This window comes from Gulosibacter sp. GYB002, from assembly GCF_036577665.1.
GTDB lineage: Bacteria > Actinomycetota > Actinomycetes > Actinomycetales > Microbacteriaceae > Gulosibacter > Gulosibacter hominis.
In genome coordinates, this window is the sequence record NZ_JARBDD010000011.1 from 1 (window position 1) to 15,123 (window position 15,123).

13 protein-coding genes and 1 tRNA gene are annotated in these 15,123 nt (G+C 62.1%); 4 read left to right on the plus strand and 10 right to left on the minus strand.

The features are described from left to right. Nucleotides 1–39 precede the first annotated feature (39 nt). Nucleotides 40–615 (plus strand): hypothetical protein, encoded by a 576-nt coding sequence (locus PV375_RS06365; protein ID WP_332106604.1) that lies wholly within the window; start codon nucleotides 40–42, stop codon nucleotides 613–615. 84 nt (nucleotides 616–699) lie between these two features. On the opposite strand, the gene PV375_RS06370 is transcribed toward PV375_RS06365, so the two are convergent. The 4 genes from PV375_RS06370 to gltX all read right to left on the minus strand — a co-directional run bounded on the left by PV375_RS06370 (nucleotide 700) and on the right by gltX (nucleotide 4,961). Beyond that, entirely contained in the window at nucleotides 700–1,806 is a 1,107-nt protein-coding gene (locus PV375_RS06370; RefSeq protein ID WP_332106605.1) for a DUF4272 domain-containing protein, read from the minus strand. Between the two features lie 407 nt (nucleotides 1,807–2,213). Continuing rightward, a tRNA-Gln gene (locus PV375_RS06375) sits at nucleotides 2,214–2,285 on the minus strand. 169 nt (nucleotides 2,286–2,454) lie between these two features. After that, entirely contained in the window at nucleotides 2,455–3,399 is a 945-nt protein-coding gene (locus PV375_RS06380; protein ID WP_332106606.1) for an NAD(P)/FAD-dependent oxidoreductase, read from the minus strand. 50 nt (nucleotides 3,400–3,449) lie between these two features. After that, a complete protein-coding gene (gene gltX / locus PV375_RS06385) occupies nucleotides 3,450–4,961 on the minus strand; it encodes a glutamate--tRNA ligase (RefSeq protein WP_332106607.1) in 1,512 nt (503 codons plus the stop codon). A gap of 163 nt (nucleotides 4,962–5,124) precedes the next feature. Between gltX and PV375_RS06390 the strand changes: the two genes are divergently transcribed. Continuing rightward, a complete protein-coding gene (locus PV375_RS06390; RefSeq protein ID WP_332106608.1) occupies nucleotides 5,125–6,075 on the plus strand; it encodes an ion transporter in 951 nt (316 codons plus the stop codon). On the opposite strand, the gene PV375_RS06395 is transcribed toward PV375_RS06390, so the two are convergent. Together PV375_RS06395 and PV375_RS06400 are read right to left on the minus strand one after the other, a co-directional pair. Next, on the minus strand, nucleotides 6,072–6,848 hold the full coding sequence (locus PV375_RS06395) for a fumarylacetoacetate hydrolase family protein (protein WP_332106609.1): 777 nt from the start codon (nucleotides 6,846–6,848) through the stop codon (nucleotides 6,072–6,074). The two genes, PV375_RS06390 and PV375_RS06395, sit on opposite strands and share 4 nt — an antisense overlap. Nucleotides 6,849–6,987: 139 nt before the next feature. Continuing rightward, a complete protein-coding gene (locus tag PV375_RS06400) occupies nucleotides 6,988–8,550 on the minus strand; it encodes an APC family permease (protein ID WP_332106610.1) in 1,563 nt (520 codons plus the stop codon). 210 nt (nucleotides 8,551–8,760) lie between these two features. On the opposite strand from PV375_RS06400, the gene PV375_RS06405 reads away from it, so the two are divergent. Then, a complete protein-coding gene (locus PV375_RS06405) occupies nucleotides 8,761–9,417 on the plus strand; it encodes a TetR/AcrR family transcriptional regulator (RefSeq protein WP_201517374.1) in 657 nt (218 codons plus the stop codon). Between the two features lie 92 nt (nucleotides 9,418–9,509). Here the strand turns inward: PV375_RS06405 and gabT are convergent, their stop codons facing one another. Further along, complete coding sequence (gene gabT / locus PV375_RS06410; protein WP_201517373.1) at nucleotides 9,510–10,835, minus strand: 4-aminobutyrate--2-oxoglutarate transaminase; 1,326 nt, start codon at nucleotides 10,833–10,835, stop codon at nucleotides 9,510–9,512. Nucleotides 10,836–10,969: 134 nt separating this feature from the next. Here gabT and PV375_RS06415 point away from each other — a divergent pair, with 134 nt between their 5' ends. Next, complete coding sequence (locus tag PV375_RS06415; protein WP_332106611.1) at nucleotides 10,970–12,406, plus strand: PucR family transcriptional regulator; 1,437 nt, start codon at nucleotides 10,970–10,972, stop codon at nucleotides 12,404–12,406. A gap of 10 nt (nucleotides 12,407–12,416) precedes the next feature. Here the strand turns inward: PV375_RS06415 and PV375_RS06420 are convergent, their stop codons facing one another. The 3 genes from PV375_RS06420 to PV375_RS06430 are packed head-to-tail and all read right to left on the minus strand — an operon-like array spanning nucleotide 12,417 to nucleotide 15,053. Continuing rightward, on the minus strand, nucleotides 12,417–12,836 hold the full coding sequence (locus PV375_RS06420; RefSeq protein ID WP_332106612.1) for a hypothetical protein: 420 nt from the start codon (nucleotides 12,834–12,836) through the stop codon (nucleotides 12,417–12,419). Between the two features lie 27 nt (nucleotides 12,837–12,863). Then, on the minus strand, nucleotides 12,864–13,952 hold the full coding sequence (locus PV375_RS06425; RefSeq protein WP_332106613.1) for a branched-chain amino acid aminotransferase: 1,089 nt from the start codon (nucleotides 13,950–13,952) through the stop codon (nucleotides 12,864–12,866). Nucleotides 13,953–13,997: 45 nt separating this feature from the next. Next, nucleotides 13,998–15,053: a 3-isopropylmalate dehydrogenase gene (locus tag PV375_RS06430; RefSeq protein WP_201517365.1), complete on the minus strand. Its 1,056-nt coding sequence runs from the start codon at nucleotides 15,051–15,053 to the stop codon at nucleotides 13,998–14,000. Nucleotides 15,054–15,123 lie beyond the last annotated feature (70 nt).

Consider the following 15,123-nt stretch of genomic DNA (forward strand, 5'->3'; position numbering starts at 1 on the left):
TCACCGCGCTGCAGCTTGACATGAAGTAGGCGAACGTCGATGTTCGACCGGTTCCGGAAGCCGCGCACCGTTGAGCTGCATGTTCGTTTGACTGCCCGGCTCCAGCCGGTTCACCGACATGAGCTTGAGGATGCCCTCGTTGAGTTTTGTCAAGAACAGGGATGGGGCGTCGCTGTGGTTGGCGGCGGCACCGTATTCAACAAGCAAGCCGGTGAAGTCGAGGCCGCCGACATCGAGCTGCAAGTTGAAAGCGCGCATCTGGTACCGGAGGTTCTCGAGGTGTTGGGTGCGATGCTCGCACCCAAAGGTTCAACCTGGAGTCTCGGCGACGAGGACGATCCAAAGCCGTTCGGCACCATGGAGGGACTGGCCCTCTACCTCAACGACACCGACCTGCCCGAAGAGGTGTATGCATCCACCAGTGCCGGGGAGGTTTACGACGAGTGCACGCGTCTCATCCAGGGCATCGGCCGGATTAATTCCCACCTGGAACTCCCTGAGGAGACCGTGCTCTACATGTACGGCCAGAGCTTTGAGGAGATGCGCGAGCGCATCCAGCCGTTCCTGGACAGCTACCCGCTGTGCGCGCGCTGCCGCGTCGTGCAGATCGCGTAGCCGCATTTGACCGGCCGGCGGCAGGTGCTCGGTGTTAGTAGGCGGCTCGGTGTTAGTTGGCGGCGGCTCGGTGTTAGCTGACGGCTAGGTGTCGAGCGAAACCTGGTCGTAGGGTGCATCCTGCAGCAGCAGCCAGGCGAATGCCCGCTGCCGCTCGATAAGCACTGACTTCTGCATGCCGTCAAACTCGAACCGGTCTCCCGGCTGCCCCTGACGGTACTCCTGGTCAACGGCATACCAGCGGCATGAATAGGTGATTTCCCACGCATCGCACAGCTCGCCCAGCTCGCGAAGCTGGGGCTGATTGGTGGCCACGGCAGTCTCCAACGCGTCCTTGAGTGCGGACACATCGGCGGGCTGCAGCTCATACGGATCCATCGGCACGAGCCCGAGCGCCCCGGCGAGCGTGTGGGCGGCCACGAATCCCCACGAGTGATTGAGCGCCTTCGATCGCAAATCGTCCGACCATTTGCCGCCGCCGCGAGCTTCGGCAAGCAGCTGTTCGAGGAACTCCGCCTCGGTTTCGGTGACCTCCCCGCTGCTCTGCAGATCGACCACATCATCCAGATCAATGCTGTCGCCGCGGTAGATTTCTTCGCTCAGACCAGCGACTACCGCGAGCACCACCGCACGGTTCAGAACCTCGGCCGGGTCGGCCGGGGTGAGTTCGACCTCGGAGCGCACGGGCGGGAGGTGACCGGGGACGATCACGCCGCGTTCGGCGAGCTGACTGCGAACCTGGTCGCGGCGGTGGAGGGATGCACCGGTACGCGGGACCACGCCGCCTGCGTCCGGGTCGAGGAGGTCGCGACCCTGCGCATCCCGAACGCTGCCGTCTGGCAGCACAAAAATGGCGTTGGCCTGGGCCGCCCAATCGGCGAACTCGCGCAGGTCGGCAGCGGAATAGTTATCGGGCCGTTCAAAGCGGTACTCGATTTTGACGGCGCGGATGTGCTGGATGAGGGCGTACAGCTGCGGCGTCATCCCGCCGAAAGCCTCCCAGCCGCGCTCGGCCACGTAGTTTTCCAAACCGCTCAGGTTCAGGATGAAAGCGTGCGCGTCTTCCATGCTTTCCATGGTTGCGAGCGAGTAGAACGAGGTCGGTGCCGAACCGGTCTCACCCGGGGCAGCATTGCCGGAGAACGGCACGGGATGCGCAACAGTCGCGAAGGCGGTCAACACGATGCTCATGCGCAGCACACTACGTTGCCGGGTTAACCAAATCTTGGGATGCGTGCGGAGCTCGGATCCCGAGCTGCGCTCACGCTCGCGCGCTTCACGACGCCCCGAGCGCGCTTCACACTCACCACACCCACCACGCGCCCCACCACGTCCACATCCGCGCATTTCACGATGCTCTGAGCGGGTTTTGTGTGGGTTCGCGTCAAATGTATGTGGCAGAACACACACATTTGACGCGAACCCACACACAAGGCGGTGAGCGGCGCGGATGCGGCGCGCGGAGCGGATGCGGCGAACGCGCGGCAGCGCGGAGACGGTGAGCGGTGAGCGCGGAGCGGATGCGGCGCACGATCGTGACGCCACGGATGCTCGCTGGAAAACAAGAAACTTCCGACCGAAGGGCCGGAAGTCATTTGCTGGGGTACCTGGACTCGAACCAAGAACAACTGAACCAGAATCAGCCGTGTTGCCAATTACACCATACCCCAAGGGCTGCCACCCTCTCGGGCGCACCAGACGAGCTTATCCCACCAGAGCCGCATATGGCAACTTGTCGCGCAGACAAATCACCAGCAGCCACCACTCGGCACAAATAACCGCCACCACATGCGCCAGGCAGCCCGTGCCGACCGCGCCGGAAGTTGCGTCTACCGCCCGCTAAAACCCGATCGCATCCCGATGCGCGGCAATCGCGGTGCGCGCCCCCTTGCCCGCCGAAATAATCAGCACTTCGGGCCCGGGTGCGGTGAGCTCTCCGGTGGCATAGAGGTTGGGCACGGCCGTGCGACCAAAATTATCGGCCGCCACGAACCCGTCCTCGGTCAGCGGCGGACGCAGCTCTTCGTCGAGGAAGCCGAGGTTCGCGACGAACCCGTTCAGCACAAAGGCCGCATCCACCGGTGTGATTTCACCGTCAACCGTGCGAATCCCGGTGAGATCAGCCCGCTCGCCCACCACATCCTCAATTTCGCGACGGTCAACGATCACCCCGCGCTCGCGCAAGAGCTGCGCATCCGCCTCACTCACCTGCTGTTCGGATGCGAACAGCACCACATGCGAACCGATGCGCGCGAGCTGACCGGCGCGATAGGCAAGCGTTTTTGCCTCCGGAACACCAAACACCGCGATGCGCGCGCCCTTACGGTTCCAGGCGTCGCACACCACGCACGAGTGAATGTGGGTGCCGTAATAGGCGCGCAGCGATGGCAATTGCGGATGGACCTCGCGCAGGCCGGTCGCCAAGATGACTCGTTCGGCCCACACGTGACGGTTCCGGGTGCCGCGTACACCGGATGCGGCAATCTCAAAACCATCACCGCTGCGGCTCACCCGCGTGACATTTGCAAACTGAATCTCGGCCGTCTCGTACTCCTCCACCGAAGCTCGCCCGGCAGCCCGCAGCTCGTTCGGCGGGATATTGTCACGTGACAAAAAGCCGTGCGCTTCGAGCGTTGCCGAGTGGCGCGGTCGGTTGCTATCGAGCACCAGCACCCGGCGCAGCTGCCGCGCAAGCAATAGCGCTGCCTGCAGCCCCGCGGGACCGCCACCAATTATGACGACTTCGTAGCGGTCGTCGGCGGCGAACTCGGTTGCGTCGGTCACGTCAGACTCCTATCGGTGACATAGCGGGATGCTGCAGGCAGCGCGAAAAATTAGCCGAGCTGTTCCGTGAGCTTGGCGAGGCGGGCGAGCGTGGCCTCACGGCCGAGCAGCTCCATCGACTCAAACAGCGGCGGCGAAATCCGGCGCCCCGAGATCGCCACACGTGCCGGGCCGAATGCAAGCCGCGGTTTCAACCCCAGCTCGTCAATCAGCTTGGCCCGCATTGCCGCCTCGATCGCCTCAGTGTTCCAATCGGCCAACTGCTCGAGCGCCTCGCTGGTGGCGCGCAGTGTGTCAGCAGCGCCATCCTTCAGCGTCTTGAGCGCATCCTCGCGGTATTCGAGGTCTTCGGTCGTCTCAAACAGGAAGGCAATCAGCTCGGGGGCTTCGCGCAGCAGCTGCATCCGTTCTTGCACGAGCGGCGCGACCGCGAGCACCGTGGCGCGCTGGTCATCGGTAATCGGATCGCTCACCACACCGCTTGCAACCAGGTACGGCTCAAGGCGCTGCGCGAAATCGGCAAGTTTGAGGCGACGCACGTGTTCACCATTAATTGCTTCGGCCTTCTTGAGGTCAAAACGTGCCGGGTTCGGGTTGACGTCGTGCACGTCGAAGGCCGCGCACATCTCGTCCATCGTGAACACATCGCGGTCGGGCGCGATCGACCAGCCCAGCAGCGCCAGATAGTTGAGCAGGCCCTCGGGCACGAAGCCACGGTCGCGGTGGTGGAAGAGGTTCGATTCGGGGTCGCGCTTTGAAAGTTTTTTGTTCCCCTCGCCCATCACGTACGGCAGGTGGCCGAAGCGCGGGATGAATTCGGCAACACCAACCTGATAGAGCGCGTGATAGAGGGCGATCTGTCGCGGAGTCGACGAGAGCAGGTCTTCACCGCGCAGCACGTGGGTGATGCCCATGAGCGCATCATCGACGGGGTTTACGAGGGTGTAGAGCGGCTTACCATTGGGCCGCACGACCACGAAGTCGGGGAACGAACCGGCCTTAAAAGTGATTTCGCCACGCACCAGGTCGTCAAATGACAGATCGGTGTCGGGTACGCGCAACCGCAGGCTCGGCTGCCGACCCTCGGCCCGATAGGCGGCCCGCTGCTCTTCGGTGAGGTCACGCTCAAAGTTGTCGTAGCCCTGACGTGGGTCACGACCGTTGGCAATATTGCGGGCCTCAATTTCTTCGGCCGTTGCGAACGACTCGTAGAGGTAGCCGGCGCCCTTGAGCTTTTCGATGACCTCGGCATAGATTTCGCCGCGCTGCGACTGCCGGTAGGGGCCGTGCTCACCGGCAGCATCGATGCCCTCATCCCAGTCGAGCCCCAGCCAGCGAAGCGCCTCGAGAATCATCTCGTAGCTTTCTTCCGAGTCGCGTTCGGCATCGGTGTCTTCGATGCGGAACACGAGCGTTCCGCCGGTGTGCTTGGCGTAGGCCCAGTTAAACAGGGCGGTACGGATCAGCCCGACGTGCGGTGTGCCGGTCGGGGATGGGCAGAAACGAACACGAGTATCTGCGCCGGCGGCCTCGGTCACGGGCGCGAGTGAAACTGCAGTCATGATGACTCCAGTCTAGGCCGCGGCAGATTGGGAAAGGGGTCGCGCACTCCAGTCAGCTCCGGTTAGGCTCATCCGCTGAGCCGTTCAGACGCAACTTTTGTCGCATCCCAAATCATTAGCTGGGTGCTACTGACGGTTTCCTAACGCTTCGTAAACTGCCGATGTGAACCGACAATCCCCCAGTATCGACCCCAGCCTGACAGCCGATTCACTCCCTGACAGCGTTCACGGATGGCGCCGCAAGATCGGCGAATTTGTGTTGTCTTCGACCGTCCAGACAGTCGTCCTGGTGCTCATCATCGTTAATGCGGTCGTGCTCGGGTTGCAGACCTCGCCGGCAGCAATGGCCCACTTCGACACTGTGCTGCACATCATTGATGTGTTCTGCCTCAGCGTATTTGTGGTGGAAATCGTCTTAAAAATCACCGCGCTCGGCCGGCGATTTTTTGTCGACGGCTGGAATATTTTCGACCTCTTCGTGGTCGCCATCTCACTGATACCTGCTGTCGGCCCGCTATCGGTGCTGCGCTCGCTGCGCGTTTTGCGGGTGCTGCGCCTAGCCAACCGCATGCCGCAGCTGCGCCGCATTGCCACCGCCATCATCCGCGCGATCCCCGGCATCGGCGCCATCGCCGGGCTCATGGGGCTCGTCTTCTACGTCGCGGCCGTCATGGCTACCGCGCTGTTCGCCGAACGCTTCCCTGAGTGGTTCGGTTCGGTTTTTCAATCGCTCTACTCGCTGTTTCAGATCATGACGCTCGAGAGCTGGTCGATGGGGATTGTCCGCCCGGTTATGGAGGTGTACCCCGAGGCCTGGATGTTTTTTGTGCCGTTCATCCTGGTTTCGGCATTCGTGATGCTCAACCTGTTCGTCGCGGTCATTATTGACACCATGTCGAATCTTGGCGCCACAACCGAGGGCACAGTTTCCGACCCCGAACCGGTGCAGGCAGGCGAACGACCCGTGAGCGGCTCAGCATTTACGGTGAGTCACGAAATCGCAGAGATGCGCGAAGAGCTCGGCGAAATTCGGCAGCTCCTATTGGCAGCACAAACGGGCGAGGCACCGTCGGCGCAGCGCCCCGCCCGTGAAGATGCGGATGACAATAGCTAGTGAGCTGCGGACGTAACCGGGTTGCGTAGCGCCCCGATACCTTCAATCGCACAAACCACTTCGTCGCCGTCAACCAGCGGGCCAACTCCAGCCGGGGTGCCGGTGAGTAGCACGTCGCCGGGAAGCAGCGTGAACACGCTCGAGGCAAACTCAACCAGGGTCGCCACCGTGCGTTCCATCTGGTTGAGATTACCGAGTTGACGGGTCTCGCCGTTCACCTTGCATCCGACCACCGCCTCTTCGGTGTTGAGTTCGGTTTCGATGTACGGGCCGAGCGGGCAAAAAGTGTCAAAACCCTTGGCTCGACCCCACTGTCCGTCTGAGCGCTGCAGGTCACGAGCCGTGACATCATTCGCGATCGTGTAACCGAAAATCACCTGGTGTGCGTCGGCTGCTGGCACATTGCGCGCAACCTGGCCGATCACCACTGCCAGCTCGACTTCGTGCTCCACCTGCTGCGACTGCGGCGGCAGCACGATCGGATAGTCGGGGCCGATAATTGCCGTGTTCGGTTTCAAAAACATCATCGGCTCGACCGGAACTTCACTGTCGTGTTCGCGAGCGTGTTCGGCATAGTTGCGCCCGAATGCCACCACTTTTGAGCGGGGAATCACCGGGGCAAGTAGCCGCACATCTTTCAGTGCGACTCGATTGTCACTCGGGTCGATCGTGCCAAGAATTGGGTCGCCGTGCAGTTCGACCAGTTCATCGGCCGTTTCGTCGAGGATGCCGTAGGCAAGTTTTCCCTGGTGTTCGTAGCGCGCGATTTTCATGCGCCGAGTCTAACCGCATCCGCCTGCCGGTTGCTCCCCAGAACGTGATCCGCGCTCCCCGACCGTGATCCGGGATGCAAAACGGGGCCGCGATGCAGCGCATCCGGCCCCGTCCCAGCAGTATTGGTATTGGGCTCGACTACTCGCCGAGCACCTCCACACCGACCTGCTTGTCATACTCGTGTTCGGAAACCGGCAGTGTCTCACCCTTGAAATATGACGGGTTGACAAAGCGCATGATCACCATCAGCACCACGCCCAGCACCATCACGGTCACACCGAGGATGAACACCAGCCCGAGGCCGCCGATCGACGATCCTGAGCCGTAGTCGGGGTCCATCGAATCAACGATCGTCTGCACGAACATCCACACGAGCGTGAGGCCACCGAGCAGCGGCAGCAGCAGGCGCATGAAGAAGTTGCGGACGCTCTTAAACCAGCTCTTGCGGAAGTACCACACCGCAGCCAGACCGGTCGCACCGTAGTAGAAGCAAACCATCATGCCGAGCGCAGTGATCGTGTCCCACAGCGCGTTTTCACTCACCAGACGCATCGCCACATAGAACACGAGCGATGCACCGGCGGCCCAAAAGGTGGCGGTGGAGGGCGACTTGTAGCGTTTATCCACGTGCGCGAACCCCTTGGGCAAGGCCTCGTAGTGCCCCATTGCCAGCAGGGTACGAGCAGGTGAAACCATGGTCGACTGCAGCGACGCGAGCGACGAAGTCAGAATGGCGATCGACATCAGGATGGCGAATGGGCCCATGATGTGCGGGGCGAGCACCGCGAAGATCGACTCTTGGTTTTCGGGGTTACCGGCACCGAGTTCACCGGTGCCGATACCTGCCCACATGAGAGTACCGACGGTGATGAGCAGATAGAGGGCGATGATCGTGACGATGGTCACGACTGACGCGCGAGCCGGCGTGCGGGCGGGGTCTTTTGCCTCTTCGTTCATGGTGATGACGGTGTCCCAACCCCAGAACATGAAGATCGACAGCGATACACCGGCAACCGCAATCGACAGGCTCTCGATCTGCAGCGGGTTGAACCAGGAGAGGTCAGGCTGCGTGTAGTCGTAGGCGTTGCCGTTCGTCGCCGAAACAATCGCTGCCACCGAGAACCAGATCAGGGCGAGCAGCTGGAAAACGACCAGCCCCCACTGCACTTTTTGCGTGGCCTCAACACCGCGGTAGCCGATATACGTTGCCGCGGCAACAAATACCGTGGTGACGAGGATGTTCACCAGCAGGTTTTCTTGTGGGATGCCGGCCAGCGCATCATTCTGGAAGATTTGCCCCAGCAGGATGAAAAAGAAGTCGGTGGCAACTGCGGCGAGGTTCGACAGCACCAGCACCGTGGCTGCGATCAGCCCCCATCCGCTCATCCAGCCGATCCAGGGCCCGAACGCGCGCGAGGCCCAGGTGAACGAGGTGCCCGAGTCGGGAACCGCACGGTTGAGCTCGCGGTAGCCGAACAGCACCATGAGCATCGGCACAAAGCCGATCAGCAGAATTGCCGGCGTTTGCAGCCCGGCAACCGACACCGTCGGCCCGAGCCCTGAGGTGAGGGTGTAGGCGGGAGCGACCACCGAGACGCCGATAACCGCGCCACCAATTACACCAACCTTGCCAGCACTGAGGCCCTTCGATTGCACCGTACCGGTGGGAGTGATGGTGCGGTAGTTACTCGTGTCAGGCACGTGCCTGTACCCCTTTCAGCACAGATGGATGCTGGCGGGCAGAGTCGCGGGCCAGCCACGACAGTTGGCGATCGCTCTGAAAAGGCGTGAATCTGCTGCGAATACGCGCTGTCACAATCATCGTAGCGAAGATGGACCATTTTTGCTGTGGCTCGAGCGCCATCACTATGTCGCGCTTGGCCTTAAGCTTGAGTGGCAAGGAGGCAACACATGGTTGGTAACCGACGTCCCGCTGGGCGGCCGCGCACGCGCATTCTTAATCGCGAGGTGATCACGGATGCGGCACGACGCATCATTACGAGTGACGGCGTGCCAGCGCTCACCATGACCCGACTCGCCCAGCGGCTGTCGGTCACCCCGTCAGCCCTCTACAACCACGCAACCTCGAAGCAGGAGATTCTGCGCTGGATTGTCGACTCGATCATGGGCGAGGTGGATGCTTCGGCATTCGACAGCGAACCCTGGCGCGAGGCAACCCGAGCCTGGGCCGCAAGCTATCGCGATGTAATGGTCGCTCATGCCGAGCTGATCTCGTCGGTGGCAACTATTGAAGTCACCGATTCACCGCGCACCGTAGCCATGTATGAGCAGGTCGTGAGTGGCCTGCACCGCGCGGGCTTCCCGTTTGAGGCCTGCCTGCCGTTCATTGCCGCGCTCGAGTCGTTTATCTACGGGGCTGCGTTCAATGAGCTCGCACCGGCCGATATTTTTGACCCCGGGGATGAGGGGGATGTGGCCCCCAACTTTGTTGCGGCGGTGGAGGCGTCGCAGCGTGGTCGAAACCTCCGCGATATCAACGACGAACTGTTCGACATCGGTTTTAACGCCATCGTCGAGTCGACTGCCAAACGTCTCGGTGTCGACTAGAGCCGCCACGGCTGAAAGCAACTGAAACGAACGGCGGGGTGAACCGCTACCCGAGGGTAGCCGGCTCACCTCGCCGTTATGCTTGCTAGCGCTTAGGAGTGCTTGCGCAGCAGCTCAACGAGCACGCCGAGCGCATCTTCGAGCAGCTCGTCGGTGATGACCAGCGGCGGGAGGAAGCGGATGACGTTGCCGTAGGTACCGCAGGTGAGGAACATGACACCCTGCTTGAGCGCCTCATCGACAACGGTCTTCACCAGGTCGGCGTTCGGGGTCTTGCACTCGCCCTTCACGAGTTCGATTGCCATCATGGCGCCACGGCCACGAACTTCACCGACGGTGTCGAGTTCGGCAACCAGCGGCTCGAGAACCTCACGGATCTTGGCTTCGATGCGCTGCGCGCTCTCGGCCATGTTCTCGTCTGCGTAGGCCTGGAGCGTAGCGAGCGCGGCAGCGTTCGCGATCGGGTTACCCGAGTAGGTACCGCCGATGCCACCGGGCTGCGGTGCATCCATGATCTCGGCACGACCGATAACGGCCGACAGCGGCATACCACCGGCAATACCCTTGGCGCTGGTAACCAGGTCGGGCTCGATGCCCTCCCACTCCGAGCAGAACCACTTACCGGTACGGCACATACCAGCCTGCACCTCGTCCGAAACGAACACGATGCCGTTCTCGTTGGCGAACTTCACGAGTGCGGGCAGGAAGCCCTCGGCGGGAACGAGGAAGCCACCCTCGCCCTGCAGCGGCTCGATGATGATGGCGGCAACGTTCTTGGCACCAATCTGCTTTTCGATGGCACTGATGGTGCGGGCGGCAGCCTCTTCACCGGTGAGACCGTCACGGTAGGGGTAGCTGGCCGGCATGCGGTAGACCTCGGGGGCAAACGGGCCGAAGCCGTCCTTGTAGGGGGCGGCCTTGGCAGTCATTGCCATGGTGAGGTTGGTGCGGCCGTGGAAGGCGTGGTCGAACACGACAATCGCATCGCGACCGGTGTACTTACGGGCAATCTTCACGGCGTTTTCGAGCGCCTCAGCACCCGAGTTGAACAGCGCGGCCTTCTTGGGGAAGCTGCCGGGGGTGAGCTCGGTGAGCTTCTGGCAGAGGTCGATGTAGCTCTCGTAGGGAGCGGTGTTGATCTGGAAGTGCGAACCGGCGTCGGCAGCTTCCTTGATAGCGGCAACAACCTTGGGGTTCGAGTTACCAACCGAGGTCACACCTATACCCGAACCGAAATCAACGAACTGGTTGCCATCGATGTCGCGAAGGATGGCGCCGTCCGCGGCCTCGATGTAGCTCGGCAGCGACGAGCCGATCGAGTTGCTGACGTACTGCTCGCGGCGTGCTGCAATTTCCTTCGACTTGGGGCCGGGCAGCTCGGTAACGATGCTGCGCTTCTGCTCTAGACGGAACTCCATGTCCCTATTCCTTTCGCTACTCTGCGACGTTTGGCACAACTGTACGCCGCAACGTTGACAGCATCAGATGGGCAGGTGCACCACATCCATGGTGTCTGTCGTGCATCCGCACGACACCCAACTAGACTTGGACTATGGCCATCACGATTGCGGATCTCGTCGCCGACCCCCAACTCGGTTTGAAGCTGCGCAGCGGCGGCGGCACACTTCTGCAGCGGCCGGTGGAATGGGCTGCCGCAACCGAGCTCGTCGATCCCTCACAGTTCCTCACCGGTGGTGAGCTGGTGTGCACCACCGGGATGCGGCTGCGCTCGATCCGCTCGATCCGCATCTTCCTCGAGGCGGTTCGGCAGGCGGGTTCGTGCGGGGTCGCTTTCGGGGTGGGGTTCACCCATGCCGAAATACCCGAGGTGCTGCTCGACGAAGCTCGTCGCCGCGACCTACCGGTGCTCGAAGTGCCAGCCAAACTCTCATTCACCGCAATCGCCCGCAAAGTTGCCGCAGCACAGGCCACACAAGAGTTTGCCCGACTCGAATCGCAGCACCGGCGCCAACAGCGACTGGTTGAAGCATTACTGGGCGATGGTGGCATTGGCGCAATGCTCGACCGGCTCGGCCACGATACCAGCGCCCATATCGCACTGAGTTTCAACGGCGAAATCGTTTCGGGCAGCCTCGAAGTGGACGACAACCGCATCACCGGCTGGGAGGCAATGCCCATCGCGGTGGGCTCACGCGCACAAGCCACCCTGCACGTATCACTCCCCCACAGCAACCGCGCGCTGCTACTTTCTGCGCGCTCGCTCATCGGCCTCCACCTGGCGCAGGTCACGCGCGATCTGCGCAAACTTCGCGAACGAAACGGGCAGGTGCTCAGCGACCTCATCGAAGGCCGGCTGCCAGACGAACGTGTCACACCCCGACTCGAATCAATCGGCCTCGACCCGACAACGAGCTACCGGCTCATCGTCGTCGCCGATGATGGCAAGCGGCCCAATGCGCTCGCATCCCTGCCACTGCCGTCATCGCTCGATGGCCTGGCGGCCGGGATGCATGAAAACAAGCTGGCCGTCGCGGTTCCGGCCGCGCATCCCCCGCGCAAAGCGGCCGAGGCGCTGCTGGCCGCAACCCGCGCCGCCGGTATCGGCGCGCGCATCGGCATCGGCGGCCCATACCCCGCCGCAGCGCCACTGCGATGGAGCTGGTTTGAAGCGATCGATGCCCTCGACCGCAATGCTGACGACGTGATTTCAACCGCGGGCAGACTGTCGATTGCCTCGCTTATGCTCGCGGCCGCGAAAGCTCCCGTGCTCGAATTTGCGGCATCGGTGCTCGAACCGCTCGAGCGCGCCGACGCCGAACACGGCTCGCAACTGGTCGAAACCCTTGATGCCGTACTCAACCACTCGGGCGCGATCAACGAGGTTGCGGCAAAACTCGGCACCCACCGCAATACGGTGCGCTATCGCATCGAGCAGATCTACCGACTCACCGGCCTCGACCCGCGCAGCACCCCGGATGCGGTGCAGCTCACCCTGGCGCGCACCGCGCGGCGACTCAACCGCAGCTAGTAGCGGCTGCTTAATCGCGCGAACGCTTCGGGCGGATGCACAGCATCGCCGTCACCACGGTGACGGTGGCGCCAACCACGAGCACAGTATTGAATTTCACCTGCTGATTTTCGCGGGCCATTTCGCAGCGTGCGAGGAGTTTTTGCTCGGCAGCAATCTCCGCCAGTCGCTGTTCTGCGACCGAGGCAGAAAGATCTCGGTCGCCGCGAGCCTGCCCCAACCCCTCAACCACGGGGTACACATACGAGGCACCACCGATCGACGCGCAGACAAGCTCCTCCTCCGCTCCGCCGATACTGGCGCGCGGTTTTTCCTGCGCGACCATTCCAACGAGCGTCAACCAAGCGATTGCCACTACCACCAGCGCCGCAATTGACACCATCCGGGCAACGGGGAACCGAGAATTATCGCTTGGGTTGGTCGCTGCCATGTGTTCACTCCATGTGGTCGGGTTGCGTTAAACGAGCTTCACCAGCCAATTGTTGGTGTCAGGCTCGATACCATTCTGGATGCCGGTGAGCAGCGACCGGATCCGCATCGAGAATGATTCTTCGGTCACCGGAGGGTTGGTGATTGTGAAGTCGGGGGCGCGCAGCTCACCGATCGGCGAAATCACCGCGGCGGTACCGATGGCGATCGCCTCTGCCACCCGACCCGACTCAACGCCCTCGCGCCACTCGGCAATCGAAATCTGACGGCGCTCGACCTTGCGGCCAGCTTGCTCGCAAAGTTCGAGCACGCTGTCGCGCGTGATCCCCGGCAAGATTGAGTCTGATTTGGGGGTGATCACTGTGCCGTCATCAAGCACAAGCACCACGTTCATCCCACCGAGCTCTTCGAGATAGGTTTCGCTGCACGAATCGAGGAAGAGCACCTGCTCGCATCCCTTGTCGTAGGCGATTCGCTGCGGCAGCATCGAAGCGGCATAGTTCCCGCCACACTTTGCCGAACCGGTGCCGCCGCGGCCGGCGCGCGAATATTCGGTTTCGAGCCAAATGTTCACCGGACGCGTGGGGTCGCTGAAATACGAACCCACCGGGCAGGCAATCACCATAAACGTTGCCGTTTCGGCGGCGCGCACACCCAGGAAGTCTTCGTTCGCAATCATGAACGGACGCAGATACAGCGACTGCTGCTTGCCATGCGGCGGCACCCAGCGCTCGTCCACCTGCACCAGCTGGCGAATCGCTTCCACGAACAATTCGGTGGGAAGCTCGGGCAGCGCCAGGCGACGGGCCGAGGCCTGCAGTCGGGCGGCGTTGCGCTCGGGCCGGAAGGTGTGCACTGAACCGTCAGCGTGGCGGTAGGCCTTGAGCCCCTCGAAAATCTCCTGGCCATAGTGGAAGACCGCATTGGCCGGATTGAGCGTGAGCGGACCGTAGGGAACGATACGTGGATCCTGCCAGCCGTCGGCGAGGGTCCAGTCGATCACCGCCATGTGATCGGTGAAATAGTTGCCGAAGCCGGGGTTTTCAAACGCCTTGGCAAGGTCGGCATCACTTGCCAGGTTGGGGTTGCGTTCAATACGGAAGTTCGCGGCGGTCATAATTCAGCTTTCGTAGATGTAGAAAAAATTGTTTGCCGGCGGCGGCTATGCCGTCAATAGCTCGGTGATTGCCGAGCCGATTTCACCGGTGGTGCGAGCTGGGGCATCGATGCGGTTGCGCAGGTCGCGCTCACAGGCCGCCTCAACACGGTCGGCTTCGGCAGTAAAACCGAAGTGCCGCAGCAGCAGTGCCACCGAGAGGATGGCCGCCGTGGGATCGGCCTTGCCGGTGCCGGCGATATCGGGGGCCGAGCCGTGCACCGGCTCGAACATGCTCGGGAACTTGCCCTCGGGGTTGAGGTTGCCCGATGCAGCGAGGCCGATGCCGCCAGTCACGGCACCGGCGAGGTCGGTGATGATATCACCAAAAATATTGTCGGTCACCAACACATCGAAGCGTGATGGATTGGTCACGAAAAAGATCGTTGCGGCATCAATGTGCAGGTAGTCGACCGTCACCTCGGGGTATTCGGTGGCCACCTCGTTGACGATGCGGTTCCACATTGCGCCCGCGTAGACGAGCACGTTTTTCTTATGCACCAGTGTCAGGCGCTTATTGCGGGTCATCGCGAGTTCGAAAGCGTAGCGAACGGTGCGCTCCACACCGTGCGCGGTGTTGACCGAGAGTTCGTTGGCGATCTCGTGTTCGGTTCCCACGCGAACGCTGCCGCCATTACCGACATACAGCCCCTCGGTACCCTCTCGCACCACCACAAAATCAATTTCGCCGGGGTTCGCCAGTGGGCTCACCGCACTCGGCCACAGTCGCGAGGGGCGCAGATTGATGTAGTGATCAAACGCGAACCGCAGCTTCAAAAGCAGACCACGCTCGAGGATGCCGCCGGCAAGCTTCGGGTCGTTGGGGTCGCCACCCACTGCCCCCAGCAGGATCGCGTCGTGGCCGCGCAGTTTTTCGAGCGACTCATCGCTCAGCACCTCACCGGTGGCGAGGTAGTGCGACGCCCCGAAAGGATATTCGGTTTCGGTGAGCTGCACCGACTCGGGCAGTACCGCCCGCAGCACCTTGCGGGCCTCACCAATCACCTCGGGGCCGATACCGTCGCCCTCAATAATGGCCAGATCTAGAGACTCGCGTGCCACACCGCATCCTTTCAGCGCTGAAGTTTGTTCTCCCCAGCCTACTCCGCTCCACCGACGCGTTCGTGCCCAC